Origin of the sequence: Novosphingobium sp. SG720 (assembly GCF_012275365.1) — a bacterium.
Taxonomy (GTDB): Bacteria; Pseudomonadota; Alphaproteobacteria; order Sphingomonadales; family Sphingomonadaceae; genus Novosphingobium; species Novosphingobium rhizosphaerae.
Map to the genome: position 1 here is coordinate 272,317 of NZ_JAAZQN010000003.1, position 24,366 is coordinate 296,682.

21 protein-coding genes are annotated in these 24,366 nt (G+C 64.3%); 7 read left to right on the plus strand and 14 right to left on the minus strand.

Going from position 1 to position 24,366, the window contains the following annotated elements; all coding sequences use genetic code 11:
• Nucleotides 1-52 precede the first annotated feature (52 nt).
• Both FHW94_RS13520 and FHW94_RS13525 read right to left on the minus strand, forming a co-directional pair.
• The gene (locus FHW94_RS13520) at nucleotides 53-1,063 is read right to left on the minus strand and encodes an acyltransferase (protein ID WP_168556358.1); all 1,011 of its coding nucleotides are present in this window, start codon (nucleotides 1,061-1,063) and stop codon (nucleotides 53-55) included.
• Nucleotides 1,060-2,295 carry a hypothetical protein gene (locus FHW94_RS13525; protein WP_168556359.1) on the minus strand — a complete coding sequence of 412 codons (1,236 nt, stop codon included), beginning with the start codon at nucleotides 2,293-2,295 and terminating at the stop codon, nucleotides 1,060-1,062. Before FHW94_RS13525 ends, FHW94_RS13520 begins: the two co-directional genes overlap by 4 nt.
• Before the next feature lie 219 nt (nucleotides 2,296-2,514).
• Between FHW94_RS13525 and FHW94_RS13530 the strand changes: the two genes are divergently transcribed.
• Nucleotides 2,515-3,750, plus strand: a complete 1,236-nt coding sequence (locus FHW94_RS13530; RefSeq protein ID WP_168556360.1) for a hypothetical protein — start codon at nucleotides 2,515-2,517, stop codon at nucleotides 3,748-3,750.
• 13 nt (nucleotides 3,751-3,763) lie between these two features.
• Here the strand turns inward: FHW94_RS13530 and FHW94_RS13535 are convergent, their stop codons facing one another.
• The 3 genes from FHW94_RS13535 to FHW94_RS13545 all read right to left on the minus strand — a co-directional run bounded on the left by FHW94_RS13535 (nucleotide 3,764) and on the right by FHW94_RS13545 (nucleotide 7,221).
• Nucleotides 3,764-4,786, minus strand: a complete 1,023-nt coding sequence (locus tag FHW94_RS13535; RefSeq protein WP_168556361.1) for an acyltransferase — start codon at nucleotides 4,784-4,786, stop codon at nucleotides 3,764-3,766.
• 79 nt (nucleotides 4,787-4,865) lie between these two features.
• A complete protein-coding gene (locus FHW94_RS13540; protein WP_168556362.1) occupies nucleotides 4,866-6,008 on the minus strand; it encodes an acyltransferase in 1,143 nt (380 codons plus the stop codon).
• Between the two features lie 115 nt (nucleotides 6,009-6,123).
• The gene (locus FHW94_RS13545; protein WP_168556363.1) at nucleotides 6,124-7,221 is read right to left on the minus strand and encodes a glycosyltransferase family 4 protein; all 1,098 of its coding nucleotides are present in this window, start codon (nucleotides 7,219-7,221) and stop codon (nucleotides 6,124-6,126) included.
• A 281-nt stretch (nucleotides 7,222-7,502) separates the two neighbouring features.
• Here FHW94_RS13545 and FHW94_RS13550 point away from each other — a divergent pair, with 281 nt between their 5' ends.
• The 3 genes from FHW94_RS13550 (at nucleotide 7,503) to FHW94_RS13560 (ending at nucleotide 11,207) form a co-directional block, all read left to right on the plus strand.
• Nucleotides 7,503-8,993, plus strand: a complete 1,491-nt coding sequence (locus tag FHW94_RS13550) for a phosphomannomutase (RefSeq protein WP_168556364.1) — start codon at nucleotides 7,503-7,505, stop codon at nucleotides 8,991-8,993.
• Between the two features lie 212 nt (nucleotides 8,994-9,205).
• The gene (locus tag FHW94_RS13555) at nucleotides 9,206-10,372 is read left to right on the plus strand and encodes a nucleotide sugar dehydrogenase (RefSeq protein WP_168556365.1); all 1,167 of its coding nucleotides are present in this window, start codon (nucleotides 9,206-9,208) and stop codon (nucleotides 10,370-10,372) included.
• 10 nt (nucleotides 10,373-10,382) lie between these two features.
• Nucleotides 10,383-11,207 carry a WecB/TagA/CpsF family glycosyltransferase gene (locus FHW94_RS13560; protein WP_168556366.1) on the plus strand — a complete coding sequence of 275 codons (825 nt, stop codon included), beginning with the start codon at nucleotides 10,383-10,385 and terminating at the stop codon, nucleotides 11,205-11,207.
• 25 nt (nucleotides 11,208-11,232) lie between these two features.
• Here FHW94_RS13560 and FHW94_RS23710 read toward each other — a convergent pair whose 3' ends face one another.
• The 9 genes from FHW94_RS23710 to FHW94_RS13605 all read right to left on the minus strand — a co-directional run bounded on the left by FHW94_RS23710 (nucleotide 11,233) and on the right by FHW94_RS13605 (nucleotide 21,546).
• Nucleotides 11,233-12,864: an O-antigen ligase family protein gene (locus FHW94_RS23710; RefSeq protein WP_168556367.1), complete on the minus strand. Its 1,632-nt coding sequence runs from the start codon at nucleotides 12,862-12,864 to the stop codon at nucleotides 11,233-11,235.
• Nucleotides 12,865-13,073: 209 nt separating this feature from the next.
• The gene (locus FHW94_RS13570) at nucleotides 13,074-13,322 is read right to left on the minus strand and encodes a hypothetical protein (RefSeq protein WP_168556368.1); all 249 of its coding nucleotides are present in this window, start codon (nucleotides 13,320-13,322) and stop codon (nucleotides 13,074-13,076) included.
• Between the two features lie 193 nt (nucleotides 13,323-13,515).
• Complete coding sequence (locus FHW94_RS13575) at nucleotides 13,516-13,773, minus strand: hypothetical protein (protein WP_168556369.1); 258 nt, start codon at nucleotides 13,771-13,773, stop codon at nucleotides 13,516-13,518.
• Nucleotides 13,774-14,133: 360 nt separating this feature from the next.
• Complete coding sequence (locus FHW94_RS13580) at nucleotides 14,134-15,144, minus strand: cellulase family glycosylhydrolase (RefSeq protein ID WP_168556370.1); 1,011 nt, start codon at nucleotides 15,142-15,144, stop codon at nucleotides 14,134-14,136.
• A gap of 134 nt (nucleotides 15,145-15,278) precedes the next feature.
• Complete coding sequence (locus FHW94_RS23285; RefSeq protein WP_349237519.1) at nucleotides 15,279-16,700, minus strand: sugar transferase; 1,422 nt, start codon at nucleotides 16,698-16,700, stop codon at nucleotides 15,279-15,281.
• A gap of 224 nt (nucleotides 16,701-16,924) precedes the next feature.
• The gene (gene holA / locus FHW94_RS13590; RefSeq protein WP_168556371.1) at nucleotides 16,925-17,947 is read right to left on the minus strand and encodes a DNA polymerase III subunit delta; all 1,023 of its coding nucleotides are present in this window, start codon (nucleotides 17,945-17,947) and stop codon (nucleotides 16,925-16,927) included.
• 9 nt (nucleotides 17,948-17,956) lie between these two features.
• A complete protein-coding gene (gene lptE / locus FHW94_RS13595; protein ID WP_168556559.1) occupies nucleotides 17,957-18,433 on the minus strand; it encodes an LPS assembly lipoprotein LptE in 477 nt (158 codons plus the stop codon).
• Nucleotides 18,434-18,506: 73 nt separating this feature from the next.
• Nucleotides 18,507-21,047: a leucine--tRNA ligase gene (gene leuS / locus FHW94_RS13600; RefSeq protein ID WP_168556372.1), complete on the minus strand. Its 2,541-nt coding sequence runs from the start codon at nucleotides 21,045-21,047 to the stop codon at nucleotides 18,507-18,509.
• Nucleotides 21,048-21,123: 76 nt separating this feature from the next.
• On the minus strand, nucleotides 21,124-21,546 hold the full coding sequence (locus FHW94_RS13605) for a DUF3576 domain-containing protein (protein WP_246866153.1): 423 nt from the start codon (nucleotides 21,544-21,546) through the stop codon (nucleotides 21,124-21,126).
• Nucleotides 21,547-22,215: 669 nt separating this feature from the next.
• Between FHW94_RS13605 and FHW94_RS13610 the strand changes: the two genes are divergently transcribed.
• The 3 genes from FHW94_RS13610 (at nucleotide 22,216) to FHW94_RS13620 (ending at nucleotide 24,319) form a co-directional block, all read left to right on the plus strand.
• A complete protein-coding gene (locus FHW94_RS13610) occupies nucleotides 22,216-23,010 on the plus strand; it encodes a hypothetical protein (protein ID WP_168556373.1) in 795 nt (264 codons plus the stop codon).
• 289 nt (nucleotides 23,011-23,299) lie between these two features.
• Complete coding sequence (gene phbB / locus FHW94_RS13615; protein WP_168556374.1) at nucleotides 23,300-24,022, plus strand: acetoacetyl-CoA reductase; 723 nt, start codon at nucleotides 23,300-23,302, stop codon at nucleotides 24,020-24,022.
• A 42-nt stretch (nucleotides 24,023-24,064) separates the two neighbouring features.
• Nucleotides 24,065-24,319 (plus strand): ribbon-helix-helix domain-containing protein, encoded by a 255-nt coding sequence (locus FHW94_RS13620; protein ID WP_210425659.1) that lies wholly within the window; start codon nucleotides 24,065-24,067, stop codon nucleotides 24,317-24,319.
• The last annotated feature ends 47 nt before the right edge of the window (nucleotides 24,320-24,366 follow it).

Genomic DNA, 24,366 nt, shown 5'->3' on the forward strand with positions numbered 1-24,366 from the left:
TCAAACCTTGGCCGTCTTGGCGCGAATTGCGCTGCGGTGCAACATAATGGTGTCAGGCGATTTCCTGTTCGCGCGCCAGAACCGCAGGCGCAGCTCGCTTCTTGCCGAGGCCGAATATCCACAAGAGATTGAGCCGCATGAGCAAGATATGCGCGGCGATCGGTATGGCGATGCCCAGCACCGTGCCGATAAGCAACATTCCCTCGCCGCCGATCGGAACATGCATCTTGTGCAGTGCAATCCGCGCGCCGGAGGTGACGAGGATGTGCATGACGTAGATCGACATGGAATACTGGCCTAGTACGGTCATCGCCCGTGCGGCGCGGGTTTTCCCCAGCGCTAGGCCCAGTACGCAGGTCAGGGCAATGCCAGTAACCGCCAGCGGCAGGGCGGACATGTTGTGGTAATCCATGCCCAGCAGATTCGATACAGCGGCCAGCACGGCAAACGCGGCGGCGGCTGCAAGCAGCGGAATGCGCGCGGGCAACGCCATGAACGACTCTGAAAACGCAGCACCGGCCGCATAAAACAGCAGGAAATGCCCAAGGTTGAAGGCGGTGGTTTCATAGCTGAGGAACAGGCCCGCCACCACGAAAGCCGGCAGCGCAAGCCAGAACAGCAGCCGCGTGCCAAGCGCGAGCACCAGCAACTGGAACGCCATAAGCGTGAACAGGAACCAGAACTGGGCGATGGGATGCCAAGGGATCGTCAGCAATTGCGAAGGATAGACCTTGCCGCTGGTGTAGCGTGACAGCGCGACCATGACCCCGCCCTGAAGCAAGGACCAGAGCAGGTAGGGATAGGCCACCGTCTTGATCTTGCTGTACAGAAACGGGCCGCGCCCCTTGGCCAGCGAATGCGGCGTGGTCAGTCCGGCGAGGAAGAAGAACGCCGGCATGTGAAACGCATAGATGGTGAAATCGGCCACCTGATGGAACGGCGTCCACTCCAGCAGGCCGGCATCGCGCAAGCCACGCCACACGTGCGCCATGACGACAAGCACGATGGCGATGCCCCGCGCATTGTCCAGCCATGAAACCCGCGCCGGCGCAGCCACGCTCATGCCTGCAGCCCGCGCGCGACGGCGCGGCGTCGTGTCGGCTTTTCCACGGGCGGCAAGGCCAGGGGCCGCATGCCTGCGTAGCCGATGACCATGCCCAGCAGAGCAGCGGTCTTGATCGAGAAGATTGCGCCGCCGAACAGAGCGCCAACGGTGATATAGCCGGCAGTGGCGATATTGACGAAGGCGGGCGATGCCTTGTGCCGCGAAAACGCGCCGGCAAAGGCAATGATCGCGAACGGCGCCCCAACCAGGCCAAGGCAGCGGATCAGGTAAAGCGCGCCGCTATCCCCGATGCGCGATTCGGGAACGCCACCCACCAGCATCGCCGGCAGGCTGGTTTGCGCCATGCCGTCAAACGTGATGGCAATACGCTCTCCCAAATCGCCGAACAGGAATGAACCACCGATCAGGTAGAATGCTAGGGCGATCATGAAGATTACCACCGGGACCAGCCAGATGAAGTTGGGCGAGGGCCGCCGCACCACGAACGTACCGAGAGTTGAGACGAGGATCAGAATCGTGGGGATGCGCGAGTCTGCCGCCAAGGACAGAAACAGGCACACGCCCACGGCGATCAGGCGGAATTTGGGGCGATGCTTGTAGAGTTCGTTATAGGCAAACGACGCGATCAGCGCGAAGTAGCCTAACGAAATGGGTTCGAGAAACACGCTGCCCAGGCGGTGATCGGCCAAGGAAAACTGCGATCCGCCAGCGCGCATGGCGCCAAGATAAAGCCCACCGGAATTGCCACTGCTGCTGGCGGCGTCAGCAATCCAGGAGCGTGTGCTTGTGAAGTAGTTCAGCGGATTGGCAATCGCGGTATAGATCGAGGGCATGAACATCTCGACCAGGGCGACGGCCACCACCACGCCCATCAACTGATTGAGAATCTTGACCGGAAAGCGTTCCAGCGTGGCACCGGCCATAATGAACACCGGGATCACCAGCATGTCGTAAAAGCACTTGGCGTTGAAACCCTGGGTGGCAGAGGTCAGCAGCAGGAGGCCGATCAAAGCAAAAAGCGACCAGGTAAATCCTACCTTCAGCTTGGGTGGACGAAGATAGACCAAGCCTGCCGCGACGGCCGTGATCACGATCTGGACGATGGTGACCTTGGCATTGCTCATCCCCACACCGTGGGCGTTGAGCACGGCGAGAAGGAAGTTCATCAAGGTGGCCACAGCCAGCACGATCCCGCCAAACCTATCGTGCGCTTCTTGGGCCGCCAGCATTTTGGAGCGGGCCCGCGGGCGGCGGCGGGGGCCTTGCCCCGGCAGTGTGTGCGCAACATGTGCCATACGTCGGGCTCTAGCACACGAGGTAGCATGAAGGCGACAACGAAAGGTGCCGTTGCAGGGATTTGCGGCCTGCTCTCGATCTCTGCTGCGCCTGCGTTGCAGCCAGGGCAGAACGCCCGGCCTTCACCGGCCCAACCTATTCCGCAACCGCGAATGCAGGGGGCTTGGTCGCCTGCTGCGGCGGGCGTGCAGAGCCTGCATGAGGCGGGCATTCTGTCCAACAGCAATGGTCGCGGGCGCACGCAACTGCCGCCCCCGCAAGGGTGCCGTTATGGCGATTACTGGACCACGTTCCTGGTGGGCGGTGGCCATCTGGCCTTGCAGCAAGGCACGGTGTTTCCTGGTGACCTGGCGGTTTGCCACGGGCAGGCCTGGGTGATCCAGCGTAGCCCGGCATCGGGCGCGCCGGCCGGGACGATCAAACCTGGTGATAGCTGGCAGGTGGCGGCCAATGGCGTGTTTGAAGGACGCGCCTATCGCGCCGGTGGCCAAGTGGTGCATTATGGCGGCTCGTACTACCACTTCTTCCTGCCGCGCGATGCCCGCTCCATGGCCGGGCCGCTGCGTCCCGGTGTCTATTGGATCGGAGACAGCATGGCCGCCTTTGCCCGCGCGGCGGCGTTGCGGACGATGCCGGGGGTGAGCGTCGATGCGCTCAATTCGGCCGGATCTCTCGAAATCGCCAGCGTCTTCGCCTATCGCACGCTGACTGGCGCCGCGGACCGGCGCACCGTCGTGGTCTGGGCGGGACAGAACACCGAAGACAAATGGTGGGAAACCGATGCCGCCCTTGCGCAGATTCGCGCGATCACCCGGCAGCGTGGGCAGCGCCTGGTGGTGATGACCCCGGTGGGGCGGCGCGAATTCACGTTCAATGGGCAGCGCTTGGTCGGCAAGTGGCAGGAATTCCTGAAAGCCGGCAGCAACCTGCGCGTGGGACTGGTGCAGACGCAGGCGTTGGTGCGACGCGAATTTCCCGGCCAGGCGATCGACTCGCGCGCAGTGGTGCTTGCTGCCGTGCAGGCGCATCCCGACGCTTTTGCCGGGCCGGACCTGCAATTTCCGGGCATGAGCGAATTGCAGACGGCCCGGCGATTTGGCCTGGTTCCGCTATCAATCTATCAGGACCCGGTGCGCAACGGCTTTCCGCGCCAAGCGAAGTTCGCTGGGTATTGGAGCCAGTCCGGCCTGCCGTCGCAGGTCGCCCCTGGCGCTTATTACGTGCGCAGTGGCGGTGGCGTGCCGGGCAATCTGATTGCGGCGGTCAATGGCCAGCCGCATGAATTTCCGATGGGTAGCCGCAATTCGGTGGTGCATTTTGCCGGCCCAAACGCCGGTATCGCCAACGATGCCCTAGTCGCCGCCGTGGCCCGCCTTGCCGGCAACTGACCCGCGGCTTCGCTCAAGCCAACGTCGCCGGCGCAGGCTTCGGTCGCTTGGTGCGGTCCGCGATCCAGCGGTTGATCGTGCGACGCGCAGGCTGTTCGATCAGGTAATAGCTGCCAATCGCCACAACGAGGGTGGCGGGCAAGAGAACGAGCGGCGTTACCCGCTCGTGCAGCGTGTAGAATGGTTGCTGCCACAGATAGATCGAATAGCTCGTCACACCCACGAAGTGCATTGCCGGAAACTCGAAAAAGCGCACGAAGGGCGTGGGGGCATGAGCCAGGCCGTTTACCGCGCAGGCCAGCAGCGTGCTGTTGATCGCCAGTTGCAAGGCCAGCGGCAATCCCGAAAAGGGCACGAAGAAAGCCAGCAGCAGAAACAACGGCGCAACTTTGCCGAACACCGCATGAAGGCGGGCGGGGGCAAGATAGATGGCAAACGAAAGGAACAGCGGCGCGACGCGCACGTCTGTTCGCCAGAACACATTGTGCTCGTTAGCGCCCGGCATGGCACCCAGGACGAAACCGTTCACCAGCGCCAGCACGGCCAAGGCCAGCACGAGATAGCCTATCGCGCGGCGCCGCATGAGCAGGGCTGCGAGAATCGCCAGGATGATATAGGAGTGTTCCTCCACGCTGATCGACCAGATGTGGTTGAGCGCACCGGCTTCGCCGAAGAAAGCCACCTTGTAGTTCATCCACATCGTGAGCGTGGCAAAGTAATCCATCGGCGTCACCAGCGAATTGAACCGGTGCCCTTTCCATCGCGCCGCCATGGAAACGGCGTAGATCACTGTGGCGAACACCAGCAGAGCCGGATAGATGCGCGAGAAGCGCCGAAGGAAGAAGGTCTTGAGCGGGAATTTCTCGTCGATCAGGATCTGGGACATCAGGCGACCGCTGAGAACGAAGAACAGATCGACGCCCATACCGCCCAACTGCGGGATGCCCGGAACGAAGTGCCCTGCCAGAACGACGAGAATGGCCAGGCCGCGCCAGCCATCAAGGTACAAAATGCGGCCATGGTCACGCGAAGACACGGCATTCTCCAGCAAGGTTGATCATGTCATCCGGTTTCAAATACCATGCCGAAAACGGATCAAGCACGGTTTGGCAGGGTCAAAGCGCAGCGACGGCTGGCGTCTTCCGTCGCGTCGCCTGGCGGGCTCGCTCGCCAAACCAGTTCATCCCCGGCATTTCCACGAAGCGATAGGTCTGGCTTGCCACGAGCACAACGGCCATCAGGTAAACGACGGTGATCGCATCCATCACCCAGGCGTTGCCCACCAGGGCGAGATCGGTGCCGGGTAGCGTGGTCGGCATGTGCAGCACTTTGCCCGCAGCGCGCAGCACGTTGTTTGTGATAAACGCGCCGAAGAAATGGACCATGTAGATCGAATAGGACAAATCACCCAGCTTGCGCGGGAAAGGCCGTAGCAGCGCCTGGGAGACTTGGCCATCCTGCCGCGCGAAGACTAGGATCGCGATGCCGAATACCAGTGGCGCTAGCAGTTGCAGAGGGCCAACTTCAGCCAGATAGACAAAGCCCAGCACGAGCGCGATAGCCAACGCTTCCGCCAGAGTGCCCTTGATTGGCAGGGGCCTGTCGCGCAGGCACCACACCAGGTGCCCGGCAAAGAAGCCATAAACGCAGCGCTCCAGGCCGAACTGGCTGCTTGTTGCCAGGAACTTGGGCGCCAGCAGATAGAGTGACAGGCCAGCCGCCACCACATAGAGCAGCGCGACCAGCGGCAAGCGCCGCCGCGCAAGGATCACCGTGACGGCAAAGATCAGATAAGTGAAGAATTCCGCGCTGATGCTCCACGATGGGCCGTTCCAGGTAGACCCTTCATAGATGCCCACACCGTTCAGCAGCAGAAGGTTGACTAGGACAGCCATCGGCGTGCGGTCTTCGGAAAAAGGCGGGCGGGGCAGCGCCCCGGGCGCATGGTGTGAAACCACGAGCACCAACAACTCGAACGCCACGAACGCCGCCAGCATCACCACATGCAGCGGATAGATGCGGCCGAATCGGCGGATCGTGAAAGGGATTAGGTCGTCGAACGTGGCAAGTCGGTTGGCATAGGCATGGGAAATGACGAAGCCCGACAGCACGAAGAAGAAATCCACAAACATGTAGGCGTGCCGCGTCAGCGTGAAAAAGTAGATGTGACTGCCCACTTGCAGGTGGAACACCGCCACGGACAGCGCGGCGATCCCGCGCAAGCTGTCCAACGCTTCATACCGATGCTTTTGCGCCATCACTGCCCCACTTCCCCAATTGCAACGGGATTACACGATCAGGTCTCATGCGTAAATACGCTGCGCCGCAGCAAGCAACAGCTGCGCCATGGCGGCACCGGCCGCCGGCGCACAATCAGAACCGCGCTGTCTCCCGCTGGACGCGCGCGGCGATTGAGGCCCATGAGAAGTTGTCGTTGATGTGGGCGATCTGTGCAGTAAGCAGCGCGGCGCGAGCGGCTGGGTCTTGCAGGGCGCCGATGCGGGTGGCGAGGCTCGCCTCATCCCCTGGCTCGAAGATTGCGTTGGGGCCCACCACGCCGGGAATGCCGCCCACGTTGGAGCCGAGCGCTGGCGTGCCGCAGAACACCGCTTCGGCACAGACGCGGCCGAACTGTTCGCGCCAGTTGGGCGTGGGCACGCTGGGCAACACGAAAAGGTCGAGCGCCGAATAGAAGATCGGCAGCTGTTCCTTGTTGAGCGCCGGGAGCAGCACACCGCCGAATTGCTGCACCGCTTCGGCCACGTCAGGATCGCTCACCGGCCCGCAAAGGAGCAGGGCGGCGCCGGCCTGGTGCGCGGCGCGGGAGAAATACTCCAGCCCCTTGGGCCGCCAGATGCGCCCGGCATAACCGGCGAGCACGCGCCCGTCGAACGCACGAGCGCCCTGGGGGAACAGCGCGGTCAGCTTGGCCCGCGCCTCGTCCTTGGGAATGGGGCTGAACGATTCGAGCGAGACGCCGTTGCCCAGCGGTGCCACGATCCGCTCGGCCTTGGCACCGCGCGCGCGCAGCACGCCGGCCACTTCGGTGTTCTTGGGAAACACGATGTCCGCCCGGGCATGAACCACTCGCTCCATCACGTTCGCGCCGGAAAAATTGCCTTTAAGGTTGATCGCGCTGCTTTCCAGCACGAACGTGCTCTTGCGCTTGAGCAGGGCAGCCAGGAACGCCGTGAGCGAGTGCGGCTCTTCATGGATGTAGAGCACCTGGGGCGGATGGGCCCGGATGTAGGACAGCATGCCCGGGCTGACATATGTGAGCCAATGGCCGGGCGCGATGCTGGGAAACAGCTTGAGCGTGAACTCGGGCTCGGTCACCTCGGCGTATTCCTTGCCGGCAAAGACCTGCGGGCCCAACACGGTGAGATCGAACAGCTTGCCCAATTCCCGGAAGCGATCATGGTACAGCTTGTTGCCGGCTTCGTGCCACACCAGAATCATGCTCGGTTTCACGGTCGGTCCACCCTTTCGACACAGCCCCGCGGCGCGCGCTGTTCGCTGCGCCGGTCCAGGCGTCTTGTGCATGCACAATGCGCGTGTTGCAATGCAATAGGTTTTGTAAAGGCACAATTCGCTGGCTGGGCCGTTGGTCTGCCAAAGGGGCAGCGGCGCGTGGCAGCAATGTAAATTTTGCATATGCGAACCACGCGCTATGGCCTAACACAGCGCCCGGGCGGCGGGGGTTTCCACCTGCCGGGGCAAGACGGCTTATGGTTAAGGAAAAGCGAGGATCTATGACGCAGACAGTGGCGGTGACCGATGTTATGGCGCGCTCTGGCGTGGCCTTTGGCACCAGCGGCGCACGCGGCCTGGTGACGGCGATGACCGACCAAGTATGCTTCACTTATACTTGCGCATTCCTGCAGCACATGGCCGAGATCGGCCAGTTCGCACCCGGTGGCGGCGTGGCGATCGCGGGTGATCTGCGGCCTTCCACCCCGCGCATCATGGCGGCCTGCCGTGCCGCGATCGCGCACATGGGCGGGGAATTGGTCGATTGCGGTTTCGTGCCTTCGCCGGCCGTGGCGGCACTCGGTTTTGCCCGCGGCATTCCCTCGCTCATGGTTACCGGCAGCCACATTCCCGACGATCGCAACGGCATCAAATTCAACCGCGCCGACGGCGAAGTGCTCAAGCCCGACGAAGCCGCGATTCGGGCGCAGCACGTGGACCTGCCCGATCTCTTCGATGCCGATGGCATGCTCCGCGATGCGGCAACTGCGCCTGCCCTGGTGGACGCGGCCACGCCTTATGTCGCGCGTTACATCGACTTTTTTGGGGGCGAGGCGCTCAAGGGGTTGAAGCTCGGCGTCTATCAGCATTCGGCCGTGGGCCGCGATGTGGTGGCGCAGATCGTGTCCGGCCTGGGCGCAGACGTGGTCTTGCTGGGCCGATCGGACAAGTTCATCCCGGTCGATACCGAAGCGGTCCGCCCCGAAGACGTGGCGCTGGGCAAGCAATGGGCAGCCGAACATGGCCTGGATGCGATCCTTTCCACCGATGGCGATTCGGATCGGCCGCTGCTGGCCGATGAAAGCGGTGCGTGGATGCGCGGCGACGTGCTCGGTATCCTGTGCGCGCAGGCGCTGGACCTTGCCGCGGTTGCCACGCCGGTCAGCTCCAACACCGCGCTCGAGGCATCGGGCCGGTTTGCCCAAGTGCGCCGCACGCGCATCGGCTCACCGTTCGTGATCGAAGCGATGGACCAACTGCTGGCGCAAGGCCTGGCCGCCTGCGGTTATGAAGCTAACGGCGGCTTCCTGCTGGGCAGCGCAGTCACCGCAAACGGGCGCACGCTGGCGGCCCTGCCCACGCGCGACGCGGTCTTACCGATGGTGGCCGTGCTCGCCGACGCGCGGGCCAAGGGCCTTTCCCTGTCGGCACTCCAGGCGCAGTTGCCTGAACGCTACACCCATAGCGACCGCCTCAAGGACTATCCCACCGCACATAGCCAGGCGCTGATCGCCAAGCTGGAAGCGGGCGATGACGAAGCCGTGCTGGGGCGGTTGACCGACCTGCTCGGCACGCTGGCGGGCAAGGCGGTGGCTTTCGACAAGACTGATGGGCTGCGCGTGACGTTTGCCGATGGCGATATCATCCACTTGCGCCCCAGCGGCAACGCCCCGGAACTGCGCGTCTATACCGAAAGCGCCACGGCGGCCCGAGCGGCCGGTCTCAACACCGCAACGCTTGATCTGGTGCGCCATCTGCCCGCCCCGGCCTGAACGGTTTTGGCGGGAAATGTGCAGGTGCAGCATAAATGCGTTGACGGCCTGCCCTTCGGTGCGGAATATCGGGTAACGACAAGCAATTTTCCGGGCGCAGCATGATCATCGTGCGAGGGGCCAGGCGCAGCGAGGCGAATGATCGCCGCGCCTTGCACCGGCCCGGCGCCGCCAACGCTTGATGCCAAAACGCTTGATGTGAGTATTCACGAATGAAGATCGCCGTTTTCGGGCTTGGCTATGTCGGCCTTTCCAATGCCGTGCTGCTTGCGCAGCATAACCAGGTCGTTGCCGTGGACATCTCGGCCGATCGCGTGGCCAAGGTGAATGCCCGGCAATCCCCCATCGTGGATGCCGAGTTGGAGGATTTCCTCGCGACCCGGCCACTCGACCTTTCGGCAACCACCGATTCGGTGGCCGCGCTCGAAGGGGCAGACTATGTGATCGTCGCCACGCCGACCAACTACGATGTCGAAACCAACAAGTTCGATACCTCGTCGGTCGAGGCGGTGATCCGGCTGGTCAAGGACCACAATCCCACTGCCGTGGTCGTGATCAAGTCCACCATCCCGGTGGGTTTCGTGTCCGACGTGCGGCAACGGCTGGGCACCGACCAGGTGATCTTCAGCCCCGAGTTTCTGCGCGAAGGCCGCGCGCTCTACGACAATCTCCACCCCTCGCGCATCATCGTGGGCGAGGAATCCGAACGGGCCCACGTGTTTGCCGAATTGCTGCGCGAAGGCGCGGTGAAAAAGGACGTGGAAGTGCTGTTCACCGGCCCGGCCGAGGCCGAGGCGATCAAGCTCTTCGCCAACACTTATCTCGCCATGCGGGTGGCCTTCTTCAACGAACTGGACAGCTATGCCATCGCCGGCGGCATGGACACGCGCCAGATCATCCGTGGCGTCGGCCTCGATCCGCGCATCGGCTCGCACTACAACAATCCCAGCTTCGGCTATGGCGGCTATTGCCTGCCCAAGGATACCAAGCAGTTGCTGGCCAACTATTTCGATGTGCCGCAGAACCTGATCCGCGCGATCGTGGATGCCAACCGCACCCGCAAGGATTTCCTGGCCGAGCAGATCATCCAGCGGCGCCCCGGCAAGGTCGGCGTGTTCCGCCTGGTGATGAAGGCCGGATCGGACAATTTCCGCCAATCCTCGATCCAGGGGATCATGAAGCGGATCAAGGCCAAGGGCATCGAAGTGGTGATCTACGAGCCGGCGTTGGAGGAAGACCAGTTCTTCGGGTCCAGGGTCATCCGCGATCTCGACACGTTCAAGCGCGAGTGCGACGTGATCGTGGCCAACCGCGCGTCCCCGCAATTGGCCGATGTGGCCGACAAGGTGTTCACCCGCGATCTCTTCGGCTCTGACTGAGGCGCGCGCCATGGGATCGAATCAGCAGGGCCTGGCCGGGGGGCCGGCGGTCGAGGCAGCGGGCACCACGGGCAAGGGCGATCTGTTCGCGCGCTATGGCCTGGAATTTGATTCCTATCCGCTGGAAGATGTGGTGGCGCGGGCGCTGCTGCCGGCCACCACGCCGCAGCTCTATTGCACGTGCAACCTCAATCACTTGCGCCAGCTGCAGGGCAATGCCGATTTTCGCGCGGCCTATGCCCGCGCGGCCGTGGTTACCGTGGACGGCCGCCCGATCCGCATGCTCGCGCGCCTTCAGGCCAAGCGCGATGTGCCGGTGGTGACCGGGGCAGACATGTTCCCGGCGCTGCTCGACGCGCTGCGGCCGGGGATCGATCGCCCGTTCTTCGTGGCGAGCTCTGCGCAGGCGGCGCAGATCCTGCGCGACAAGCTGGTGGCGCGTGGTTTCGACCCTGCCGATATCGGGCACGACAGCCCGCCCTATGGGTTCGAGCGGGATGCAGCCTATAGCGCCGACCTCGTCGCGCGCATTGCCGCACTCGATGCCACGCACCTGTTCATGGGGGTTGGCGCGCCCAAGTCAGAGATCTGGGTTTCCCGCCATTTTGCTGGGCTGCCGGCCGCGCACATCTTTTGCGTTGGCGCCGCTCTGGATTTCTCGTCCAGCCTCAAGGCGCGCGCGCCGGCGTGGGTGCGTGCGCTGAGCCTGGAATGGGCCCATCGCATGTTGAGCGAACCGCGCCGCCTGTTGCCCCGCTATGCCGGTGACGCGCTGTTTCTGGCGCAAATCCTGGCCGGACGGAAACTGGTGCCGGTCTTCCCGCCGCGCCCCTGATCCGTCTGGCCCGCCAGGCCGCGGGTCAGACGTTTTCCAGCAGTTGCGGCAAAGGTGCGCTGTCTGCCGGCGCGGCGGATGCCGGCGCGGCGGATGCCGGGAGCGGCGGCGTTTCGGGCGTGCGGTCTGCTAAGGCGGCAATGGCGCGCGGGGTGAACAGCAGGGCTCCCGCCATCGCCAGCAACGAAGCAAGCGACATTTCGCGGATGGGGAAGTCGTCCAGCGCATGGGCGCCCAATTGCGCCATGATGCCCAAGGCAAACAATGCCTGCGCGCGTGAATGCAGCGTGCCCTTTTCACGCAGTTCGAAGCCGAGCCGCCGCCAGGCCATGGTGCCCACGATCGCCAGCACGGCCACCAGCACGATCAGGCCTGGCAGGCCCGCTTCCAGCGTCCATTCCATCCAGTCGTTGTGCGCACGGCCGGCAACGGTGTTGCGGACCACTTCCAGGCGTTCAGCCGCGTTGAAGATCGGGGGGAAGCTGCCCACGCCGCCACCGGCCGGCCAGACCTGGCCCAGGGCGTGGATCGTATCGATCCAGATATCGCGGCGCGAATCGTTGAGGTTGGAAAAGCGGTTCATGATGCGATCGACCGAATGCAACCCGACCGCCAGGAGCAGCCCGACGGCGGCTACCCCGCCGCCCACGCCGAGCCAAAGCGTGCGGCGGGAAAACTGCTGGCGCGCCAGGGGCCAGACCATCGCTGCGCAGAACGCCAGCGCAATCGGCAAGAGCGCGATGCCGGTGCGCGAACCGGTGAGGAACACCACCACCAGCATGATTGCGCCGGTAAACGCCACGCCGCCCCAGAACAGCGATCGGTTCGGAACCAGGCCCACCACCGCGGTGGCGATCACGCCACACGCCATCAGTGCGATCGACAAAAGGTCTGCCTCGGCGTTGTGGTTTGCCTGGAAGCCCACGATCACCCCGAAGTGGGCATAGGAATAGAGCGTCCAGTTGTGGCCAGCGGCGTGCGACAGTTGCAGCGCGCCGAGCATCACCGAAGCGCCGGCAACAGCCACGATCGTGGCGCACAGCCACAGGCGGCCAATCAGATCGGTGCGTGAAACGGCCAGCAGCATCAGCACGGGCACCACCATCGCCAACAACGAGATGAAGGTTCGCGCCGGTGCCATCGACCAAGGCATCCACCGATCGGCCTGGCCGATCAGGGCGAGCGACGCCACTTCCATTTCCCGATCGGGCAGGGCGTGCCAGATCGCAGGGGGCAGCGGAATGAGTTGCAGCACGGGCACGATCAAGACCAGCGCCGCAATCACCCAGGCTGCCCGCGGCACCGGGCCCAATCCCGTCGCCAGGCGAGGATGCAGCAGGGGCAGGGCCAGGATCAGCGCCACCAGCGGCTGCAGGATCATTTCCGTGCCGGGATTGGTCGTGCCGCCGCCGCCGAGCACCAGGGCCACGGCCAGCGCTGCCATCACGACGATCACACCAACCTGAGGCGGAGCCAAGGCGATGTCAGCGGGCAGGCGCAGGCTGCGGCTGCTGCCACGGCTGCCGCTGCGCGAGCGTCGGCGGCGCTGGCCTTGCGTGCTGTCGGGAACGGCCAGTGGTCTGGGTGGCGTGGGCGAGGCGCTGGACCTGCGCCGGCGAGAGCGGCGCTGCGGCTGCGAGGCGGGGCTTTCTTCCACGGGGATGATGCTCGATGATAAGGGGAAAATGGCATGGACAGCGGCATCGCCCCCACGCCGCCGGCGGTCTGTGCCGGCTGTCGTCCCGTCTTTTACCGACGGGTTGCCCGCGGCGCAATCGTGCGCTTAGCGGGGATCATCAGGCAAAAGAAAAGGCCTGCACGCGCTGGGCGTGCAGGCCTTTTCTTTTGCCAAGAGCAAGATCCAGCTCAGCTGCCGGAAGAATCGCTCTTGAAGATTTCGTAGGCGCCCACGCCGAACGCGGCAGCGGCAGCAACGCCGATGATCACGCCGTCAGCGTCCTTGGACTGCTTGGCGACCGGAGCGGACGAACGCACCAGCTTCTTTGCGGTTACCGAGGCAACGGGCACACCAGCGCGGGTGCCAGCGGCCTGGGCGGTCCCTGCAACCAGCAGGGAGGCAACGACGCCGAGGGCGCCGATCTTCATGATGTTCATGGTCACAACTCCAGAATCGGCTTACAGAAGAATACTTATAGGACTTGGCCCTGCCGTTCAAGAACATTTTGCAGTGCAAAATAACCTGGAGCGACGAACGGGGCCCAGGGCGACTGCCCGGACCCCGCTTGTTTGGCACGAACTGAGGCCTTCAACGCAGCGCACAAGAAGCACTCGCACGCTGCGGCAGGGATCAGCCGCCGGGAGAATCGTCGTTGCTGTTGCCCACGGCGATCAGCACGCCGGTGGCCACGACCGGAATGGCCACGAGCAATTCCTCGCTCACGTTCTTGTTGCGCGTGGAAACCGCCTGCGAAGAACGCTTGAGCATCTTGGCCTGCACGGCCTGGACAGGAGCGGCAATGCCGGCGCGGGTGGCCGCAGCATGTGCAGGGGCAGCGATGGCAACAGATGCGAGTGCTGCCGTTCCGAGAATACCAAGCAGTTTCATATTGCCCTCACTTTATAAATCATAGGGTTTTATTTACTGCAAATCGGCCGAATTGACAACGCCGTTGTTTGCAGTGTGTCATTTCAAACAATCTCATGAAATAAAACGATTTTGATGCGGATTGCGACGGGCTTGGTGTGTGGTGCAGCAACAATATCTCACCAAATCTGTGCCAAAAGGACTTGTGCGCAGATTCGGATTTGAGGTTGGCGGCGATTCGTCAGATCAAAATATTGTAAAATCACAATATTGTATGCTTGGTGGGCCAGATTGGCGAGGTACAGCGCCCCAGCCGCCAATGCAGGCATGCCGGCCATTCCCGCAATCGGGCCTGGCCGGCATGCTTGTTTCTCAACGCAATCAGTACTTGAGATAGCGCTGCATGAGCAGGGTCTGCGGCTTGTCCACGCCGTCGACCGGATCGGCCGAACCCATTCGTTTTCCCCACGTGCCGCCGCCGGCGAAATAGGTCGCGCCGATGAAGACGTCCTTGTGCGTAACCATGAACTGCAAAAGGTCGTTGAGTTCTTTCAACGAAGGCGGGGTGGGGCCGGACGCGAATTCGCCGATGAAGATCTGCTTGCGGTTTTGCCGCGCCCAGCCGGTGATGTCCTGCAGGATACGGGCACCCACGCCGGGAATGGCATCGAGGCTGCCGCCGCCAAATCCGCGATCGAGATACTGGTGCGCGTCGAACGCAAAGTTGTTGCCGGGATCGACCATCTGCAACGTGGCCGCGGCGTTGGCGGTTCGCAGCCAGGAGTGCGCGCCGGTCCAGGCGGTGCCGGAAAACAGCACTTTCGAGCGAGCCCCGGCGGCGCGAATGGCGGCGCAGGCGGCATTTTGCGCGCGAATGTTGGAATCGGCCGATTGGTCGTGCGGCTCGTTCATCAGGTTGTACCAGACCAGCGCGTTGTTCTTATAGCGCCGTGCCATGCGACCCCAGAAATCGGCGAATATTTCCGCCGTCACGCTCGACCCTACGTCGCCGATCACCTGGTTGTCACGGCGGCCATAGTCGTGTGCATCGAGCAGGACGACGGCGCCCGCTGCAGTGGCGGTCGCAACGATCTGATCAAGCCCGGCAAGGGCGGCTTCATCGAGGGGGCCGGATAGCTGCGGCTGCAGGCGGCGCCATTTGAACGGCACGCGATAGACGTTGAAACCCTTGCCCAGGTAATAGGCTAGGTTATCAAGTGCGGGCCATTTCCATCGCCCGCCGATATCCTTGAATTCCGCGCCGGCCAGGTTGACGCCGAGGCGAAAACCCTTGGGCTGGACCACGGCGGCCAGGGCCGATCCGGCGGGGGTGGCCAGGGCCAGGGAGAGGGCACTGCCCCGAATGAAGGTGCGACGCGTGTGTTTTGCCATGGGGCGAAGGATTGCGGCGTGTCATGCCGCAATGCAACATGGAAAATGAGGCGCCGAGGCCCGGCCTGCCGCACAAGCCATCCGCTTGGACGCAACAAAGGGCCGCATGGCAGCGGCCCTGTCGTAAACTGGCGTTAAAATGCCCGGTCGTGAACCAGCACGGTAAACGTGGCGAACATGATCTGCACGTCGCGCCAGATGGTCCAGCCGTCGAGATATTCAAGGTCTGCCTGGAGCCGGCCGGACAGATCCGCCTCGGTATCGGTGGCGCCGCGGAAACCGCGCACCTGGGCAAGGCCGGTGAGCCCGGGCTTGAGCGAGTGGCGCTGGTTGTAGCGCGGATCGACTTCCCAGAAGCGCTTGGTGCCGGCGAGCGAGCCCAGCGCGTGCGGGCGCGGGCCCACGATGCTCATGTCGCCGCGCAGCACGTTGAGCAGCTGCGGCAGTTCGTCGATGCTGGTGCGGCGGATGAAGCGGCCGATCCGCGTAATGCGATCGTCTTCCTTGCTGGCCGAGCGCGCGCCGGCGGCATCGAGCTGGGCCACCCGCATCGAACGGAACTTGTAGATCCAGAACAAGCGGTTGTTGCGGCCCTGGCGCTGCTGCTTGAAGAACACCGGGCCGCGATCTTCGAGATAGACCAGCGCAGCAACGGTCAGCAGCAGGGGCACAAGGAACAGCACTGCCGAGCCGGCAATGGCCAGGTCCATCGCGCGCTTCGAGGCGCGTCCGCGCATGCCCAGCGGTCCGGCCGAAACCACCAGCGAACCGGTGTCGTTGATGCGGCGCGCGCCGAGGACGCCCATCGCCACCACGTTCTGGTCGATCAGTTCGCCGGTGATGTTGGCGCCCTTGAGGACCATGGCCCATTCCATGTGCCGTTCTGGCGGGCAGCTGACCAGCACGCGATCCATGTTGGTCATGAACATCGCCAGGCGATCGAGCATGTGCGGGTCGTTGCGATTGGGCACCAGGCGATGCTGGCGCGTATCGATGTGCCAGGCATGGGGAATGCGCACCGGCAAACCGCCGTCGTCCAGGATCAGCACGTTTTGCGCGGTGGGGCCGCACAGCTTGCGGATCAGTGGCTGCATCCACGTGCGCGCCAGCGTCAGCAGGAGTGCACAGGCCAGGAAGCTTGCCCCGGTGGAGGCGCGCGAAATCTGGTCGGAAACCTTGGCGAAGAAGGCGACGAAGATCACCATCGAAAAAGCCGCCAGCAGCGAGAAGAAAGCGCTGTGGCGGCCGAACCGGGCCGAGGTGAGGGCGGTGATCGAGTAGGCGTTGAACGTGAGCGCGCCGATCACATAGAACGGGAGGAGCAGCACCAGCTGGCGCAGCACCGACGGTGTGACCGAACCGAACTGGAAATGGCTGATGCCCAGCATCGCTGCGGTAATCATCAGCACATCGACCGCCATGAGCAGCACATAGCACTGCAGGCGGCGATGCTCGAGCGAGGAGGCGAGCGGCAGCTTCAGCCGCGCGCCACCCGTCGGGCGTTGCTCGCCTGCCTTGGCTTGGGCCGTCTGGGCCGGGAGATCTAGCGTGGTCATTGCCGCTCTCACTGTCCTTCGATGCCGGCGTTGCGATGCCAGCGGCCGCGTTCACCGGTGCGCAAAAGGGACGAATCACGCCCCGCCCGATGGACCTGCGGCTGCCGAAGCGCCAAAACAGGTCTTTGTTGCGCTGCAATATCTACATGCTTGCGCAGTAATGGCAAGTATCTCTGCTTAGCATGTTTTCGCAGGGCGATCCACGCGCGGCGAATCCGCCGAATCTAGCGTGAAGCGGCACGCGCAAATTCGGCGAGCGCTTGCCACAGCGCCAGGTCGGCATTGCGGCTGTCTGCCAAGAGGCTGCGATGCAACGATATCAGACGCTCCAGCAGGCGCTCCAGGCGGCGGCCACGCCAACGTTTGAGCTGATTTGCCAGATCGGGCTTGTCCCGAAAGAAGACGCGCCGAGCAGACATTTCCTGCTCAAGGAAGCTATTGATATCACTACGGCTTCCCATGCGTCCGGTGAGCTGTGCCAATTGTGCGACACGCCGTTCGAATGCCAGCAGCAAACCGACCGGGTTAATCCCCATTTCGCGCGCGCGTGCCAACTCGGCCCCGACTCGGCGGGAATCGCCGGAAAGCACGGCGTTGACCACCGGCATCATGCCATCATCCTCGGTCGAGGCGCCAATGGCATCGAGCGCAGCGGCATCGACCGTGCGCGGCGATTGCTGGCTGGCATCGAGATAGAGTGCGAGCTTTTCGACTTCGCTGCGTGCCATTCGCGTGTCGAGCGCGGTCGCCCTGGCAATGCGTTCGGCCAGGTCACCGGTGATGCGCAGGCCGGCGGCGCCGGCCATGTCGCGCACGGCATCGACCACGGAGCGCAGGTCGGGCGGGTGGAACATGCCCACCAGCGCATCGGCCCGATCGCCCAGCAGCTTGGCGAGGCGAGACTTGTCGGTGGCCGACGATGCCACGATCAGTACCGGCCAGCCATCCACCGGGCTGGCCAACAGCGTTTCCACCGCGTCGAATGCCTCGTCGCCTGCGGTGCGCACGTGGATCTGCCGCTTGTCGCCGAACAGGGAGACCGAGCGCGCCTCGTCGGCCAGGCGGACGGGATCGCGCCGCAGTTCGGCGCCCGAGAGTTCCACGCGTTCCGCTTCGCCCAAGAGCGCGGCAATGCGCGCGGCGGCATCGGCCGCGCCGGCTTCATCGGGGCCGCAGAAATAGAAGATGCGACAGTCCTGCGCGGCCCTTGCGGCCATGCCGGCAAAGGTTTTCTGCGTGGCCTTCACAAGTTGCGCTTACTGCCCGGAAGCAGGAGCGGGGGCCGCCGGCACTGCCACGGGCGCCGTGCCTTGCGTCGATTCGCGCAGGCGGGTGGCCACGCGCGTCACGATCTGGTCGGCGATCTCGCGCGAAAGGTTTTCCTGCGCCGTCTGCTCGGCCGCGATCACGGCATATTCGCTGGATACCACGTCCATCCCCGCGTCGGCGGTGGCGGTGGCATCGAGCATCACGGCGCCGGAGGAAAGATCGACCAGCTGATAGCGCGCGCGCATGGTGCGGCGTTCGCGGGTGATGGTGTCGTCTGAGAGCTGGCCCAGGCCCTGGAGCTTTTCATCCAACCGCACGTCGAGCCGGTAGTGTGGCTGCGTGCCACTGCCCAGCCGATCGGACAGGGCGTGGCGCACCAGCCAGCCAGACTTGCCGGCGATTGGCGCCACATCGACGCTGGCGACCGAACGCGCCACCGCGCCCGACCCACCGCCGGCATACATCGGCTGCAACCCGCAGCCGGCCAGCAACAGGAAAGGGGCGGCAAGTGCCACGAACAGGCCGGATTTGGGCAATTTAGACAACAAGGTTCACCAAACGATCGGGCACCACGATCACCTTCTTCACAGCTGCCCCGTCCAGTGCACGCTGCACTTTGTCCGAAGCCAGCGCAAGGGCTTCGAGGGTCTCGCGCGGGGTTCCCTTGGCCACGGTGAGCGTATCGCGCAGCTTGCCCTTGACCTGCACCGCCACGGTCACTTCGTCGTCCACCAGCAGCGCGGGATCGACGCTCGGCCAGGCTGCATCGGCGACGAGGCCAGCGCCCTGCGCGGCATAAGCCTCTTCGGCCAGGTGCGGCATCATCGGCGCCACCAGTAGCAGCAAGGTGCGGATGGCCTGGGTGCGGCTCGCCGAAGGCGCGGCCTTTTCGGTGGCACCGGTCAGTTCATAGATGCGTGCCACGGCCTTGTTGAAGCCCAGCGCGGCGATATCCTGGCCCACGGCGTGCACGGTCTGGTGCACCTTGCGGTCGAGCGCCTTGTCCTCACCGGTGGCGGCGGCATCGGCCTGGGCGAACAGGCGCCACAACCGCTGGACAAAGCGCGCGCAGCCTTCGATGCCGGCTTCCGACCAAGGCAGGTCGCGCTCGGGCGGGCTGTCGGACAGCATGAACCAGCGGATTGCGTCGGCGCCATAGCGTGCGACGATGTCGTCCGGGTCCACCACGTTCTTCTTGGACTTGGACATCTTGATCACGCGGCCGATTTCCACCGGTTGGCCATCGGCCTTGAGCGTGGCGCCATCGCCGCTGCGATCGACATCGCTTGGCGCATACCAGATCGGCTGGCCATTGGCCGGATCGACACGGCTGTAGGTTTCGTGCGTGACCATGCCTTGGGTGAACAGGCTGGCGAACGGCTCAGCCACGTCGATCTTGCCGATGCGGGCCAGGGCGCGCGTCCAGAACCGGGCGTAGAGCAAATGCAGGATCGCATGCTCGATCCCGCCGATGTACTGCTCTACCGGCAGCCACTGCTTGATCACTTCGGGATCGAACGGCCGGTCGGCAGGCTGGCTGGCAAAGCGCAGGAAATACCACGAGCTGTCGACGAAAGTGTCGAGCGTGTCGGTCTCGCGCCGCGCGGCATGGCCACATTGCGGGCAGGGCACGTGCTTCCAGGTGGGATGGCGATCCAGCGGATTGCCCGGCACCGAGAAATCGACATCCTCGGGCAGGGTGACGGGCAGCTGCTTCTTGGGCACCGGCACCACGCCGCACACCTCGCAGTGCACGAAGGGGATCGGCGTGCCCCAATAGCGCTGGCGGCTCACGCCCCAGTCGCGCAGGCGCCACACCGTCTGGCCCTGGCCCCAACCTTGGCCTTGCGCGCGATCGATCACCGCCTGCTTGGCCTCCGTCACGGCCATGCCATCGAGGAACTGCGAATTGACCAGCACGCCATCGCCGGCTTCCGCCTCGGTGCCGAACGGCTTGTCGGCATCGGCCGCGTCGGACGCGACCACGCGCAGGATCGGCAGGCCATACTTGGTGGCGAAATCGAAGTCGCGCTGGTCGTGGCCGGGCACGGCCATGATCGCGCCGGTGCCATAGTCCATCAGCACGAAATTGGCGATGTACACAGGCAGTGCCGCGCCGGTGAACGGATGGCGCGCGGTGATGCCCGTGTCGAAGCCCAGCTTCTCGGCGGTTTCGAGTTCGGCCGCCGTCGTGCCGCCCTGCTTGCACAGCGCGATGAAGTCTTGCACGGCCGGGTTGCCCACAGCCACGCCCTGCGCGATCGGATGATCGGCGGCCACGGCCACGAAGCTGGCGCCAAAGATCGTATCGGGGCGGGTGGTATAGACCTCCAGCTTTTCGCCGTTCGACAGATCGAACGCGAATTGCAGGCCCTGGCTCTTGCCGATCCAGTTTTCCTGCATCAGCCGCACCTTCTCCGGCCACTTGTCGAGGCTGGACAGCCCGTCGAGCAGCTCGTCGGCAAAGTCGGTGATCTTGAGGAACCACTGGTTCAGCTTGCGCTTTTCGACCAGCGCGCCCGAGCGCCAGCCGCGCCCGTCGATCACCTGTTCGTTGGCCAGCACGGTGTGATCGACCGGATCCCAGTTGACCGCCGATTCCTTGCGATAGACCAGGCCCGCGGCATAGAGATCGAGGAACAGGGCCTGTTCATGGCCATAGTATTCGGGCTCGCACGTGGCGATCTCGCGGCTCCAGTCGAGTGCGAAGCCCAGGCGCTTCAACTGCGCCTTCATGTTGGCGATGTTCTCGCGCGTCCAGCCGCCGGGATGCACGCCCTTTTCCATGGCGGCATTTTCCGCCGGCATGCCGAAGGCGTCCCAGCCCATCGGGTGCAGCACTTCGTGGCCGGTCATGCGCTTGTAGCGCGCCAGCACGTCTCCCATGGTATAGTTGCGCACGTGGCCGATGTGAATGCGCCCCGAAGGATAGGGGAACATCTCGAGCACATAGCTGCGGGGCTTGGGGCTCGAATCGTCGGCGCGGAACGATTGCGCCTCGTCCCAGGCCTGCTGCCAGCGCAGATCGGCGGATGCGGGATCGAAACGGGTCGGTTCAGAAGGCGTGGCAGAGGTCATGCGCGGCTCTTTAGGTAGCGGCACGCCTTATCGCAAGCGCGTGCCGCTTCCAGGCGTGCCGCTTTTTCGCAGACGATCAGTTGATGCCGGCGGGGAGGGCCTGGCGGCGCAAGTCGCGCGCCTTGGTCAGGATCACGTCTTCCAGCTTCTGTACGGTGGCCGCCTGGACCGGGGCATCCACCCAGTTGCCGTTCTGCGACACCTGGCGGCTGGCCGCCACGCGCAGGGCGTCGGCGCGCAAGTCCTGGTCGAGGATCGAGACCGTCACCTTGATCCGCTCGCCCGGATTGCGCGGGTTGGCATACCAGTCGGTCACGATCACGCCGCCGTTGCTGTCCGTCTGCAGCAGGGGCATGAACGACAGCGCGTCGAGGCTGGCGCGCCACAGATAGGCGTTCACGCCGATGGTGGTCACCTTGCTCGATGCCATGTCGGGGTGAAGCTTGGAAAGCTTGGACAGCTTCTTTTCGCCGTGGCCGGCGCAGCCGGCAACCGCCAGGGCCAGTACGCCCGCGGCGAGCGCGCGGCCGATCAGCCGGCCAGCCGCCGATCGATCCCTGCGCGCTTTTGCAGGGGCCTGCTTGGCAGGCTGGGCGGCGGTGGTGTTGTGGCGGGCGATGGCGCTGATCGTCACGTCAATCCTGTCCTGTCTGGCGCAGCGGCGGTCATCCCCGCAGCAATGAAAAATCCGTGCGGCTGCACGGCTGGATGGGCACGCCTCTATCACCCTGGCCCGTCGCCCGGCAAGCCGCGTTGCCAAGCCATCTGCATTGTTGTGGCAATGCGAGCATGCGCCCGGGCAACAAGGCAAAAGGCGGGCCATGGTCAAGCCGTTGCAGCGGTGAACGGCCGATGAACGCACCGGGCGGGGCAAACCCTTCGCGACGGCGCCTGGGAAGCACGCTTTCCGGGCGGTTTGCGGCCAGGGTGGCGATTTGTGTAACCACTTGGCCACAGCATTGGAAATCCTTGCGAGTTCGGACGTTTCGAATCTGGAAATCGCCGTGGTGAGAGAGTAGATGGGAGAAGTTGTCATGCCGATGTCATGTTCGTGCCCTTTGGCCGCAAGACGGATCGCATGATCAAGTACCGTGATTCGCAACGAATAACGACAGGAAGCAGGCAGGACATGAGCGGCAGGGGCAGCAAAACAGCGAACGCGCACGGCATGCGCCGTTCCGCGCTGCCGCGCGCCTTGCGGGCTCCGCTGCTGGCCGCCACGTGCGTTGCCGCCGGTCTGTTTATCGCTCCCACCGTGAGTAGCGCGGTCACCGGCTCGTTCAAGCCGCTGGCCCAGGTGAGCCTGGCGGCGCGCGGTGGCATCGGTTCGTTCACGCCGGCTTCGGCCGATCCCAAGCTGGCCGCGGCGATCACTGTGCGCGGGCTGAGCAACAGCCATCTGTTCCGCTTCACCCCGGCCGGTTCCGATTCGCGTTCCGACCGTGCCATTACCGTGGCGGTTCGGGTGAATACCGACGTGGCGCAGGCTATTTCGGTGCGCGGCGTTCTGGGCAACATCGGTGGCGCGGCCGGCAACGGCACGCCGCTGCGCATCGTGCCCAATGCCTTCAACCTGGGCATGGCGCGCGGCTATCAAAGCTTTGCCGTCACCAGCGGCCTTGGCCCGTCCAATGGTTTCGACCGCGACATGCAGCGGATCGACATGCCCGATCTCAGCCACTTTGCGGCTGCTTCGCCGTCGGCGAGCGCGGCTTCGGCTTCCACCAGCCGCATTGCCCCGCGCATTGCGCTGGACGAGAAGGAGCGTGCGGGCCGTGCGCCGCGCACGCTGGAAAGCCAGGGCGACTACCAAGTGGACTTCGGCGGCAGCTACCGCCTGACGCGCAATCTCGATGTTACCGCCGGCATCCGCTATTCGTCGGATCGCGATCGTCTTCGTCCGCTCACCGATGGGCGCCAGGACAGCCAGGCGGTCTATCTCGGAACCCAGTTCCGCTTCTGATTTTCCACTCCATTTCGGTGGAACAACAGGCTCGCTTCGGCGGGCCTTTTTGTTGCACGATGCGAGCCCCGGCAGGCCCATGGTGGCTCTGTCTTGTTGCAGGAAAACAGCCTCGTCCTGCCCGCGCGCATGCTGCGCCGGCGGTTGGCAACGCATGGGCAATGCACGGGCAAAGTTTATCAATATCCGTCGAAGAAATTTATCGGTTTGGTGCTGCCGCGACTTGTCGCGGGCATGTCATCACCCTAGCCTAGCGCTCTCCAAGCTGGTGAGTACGGGAGTACCAGGAATGACGCGAGTGGCCATCGTAACGGGCGGGACGCGGGGTATCGGCGAGGCGATCTGCCTTGCCTTACAAGAGCAGGGGCGCACCGTCGTTGCGAACTATGCGGGCAACGAGGAAAAGGCCAAGGCCTTTACGGAGCGAACCGGAATCAAGGCCTACCGCTGGGACGTGGGCGATTTCGAAGCGACCCAGGAGGGATGCGCTCGCGTGGCCGCCGAAGTCGGCGCGGTCGACATCGTGGTCAACAATGCTGGCATCACCCGTGACGGCGTGCTGCACAAGATGAGCTTTGACGACTGGAACGAAGTCATGCGCATCAACCTGGGCGGTTGCTTCAACATGGCCAAAGCCACGTTCCCCGGCATGCGCGAGCGCGGCTGGGGCCGCATCGTCAACATCGGATCGATCAACGGCCAGGCCGGGCAATATGGCCAGGTCAACTATGCGGCGGCCAAATCGGGCATCCACGGCTTTACCAAGGCCCTTGCCCAGGAAGGCGCAAAGTACGGCGTGACGGTCAACGCCATCGCGCCGGGCTATATCGACACCGACATGGTGGCGGCCGTGCCGCCGGCGGTGCTGGAAAAGATCGTGGCGCGCATTCCTACCGGGCGCCTGGGCCAGGCGAGCGAAATCGCGCGCGGCGTGGCGTTCCTCACGTCCGAAGAGGGCGGCTTCGTCACCGGATCGACCATGTCGATCAACGGCGGGCAGCACATGTACTAAGTGGCATGAAGGGCGGCGCGGTTGCCGCCCTTTATACCCGAGATGACCAGTCCCTATCATCCCCCGGTCAAGCGCTCGGTCGAAATCGCCGGGCACAAGACGTCGATCAGCCTCGAACCGCTGTTCTGGGACTGGCTGCGCGCGGCGGCCAAAGCCGAAGGGCTGCCGCTCAACGCGCTGGTGGCCCGCATCGATGCCGAACGCATCGCCAGCCCCACGCCACCGGGCCTGGCCAGCGCCGTGCGCCTCTGGCTGGCCAGCCAGGCCTTGCCCGATCCGCCTGACGTGCAGGACTGATCAACCCGCCAGACCACGAGCCCGCGCGACGCGCAGCCCGATGGCCG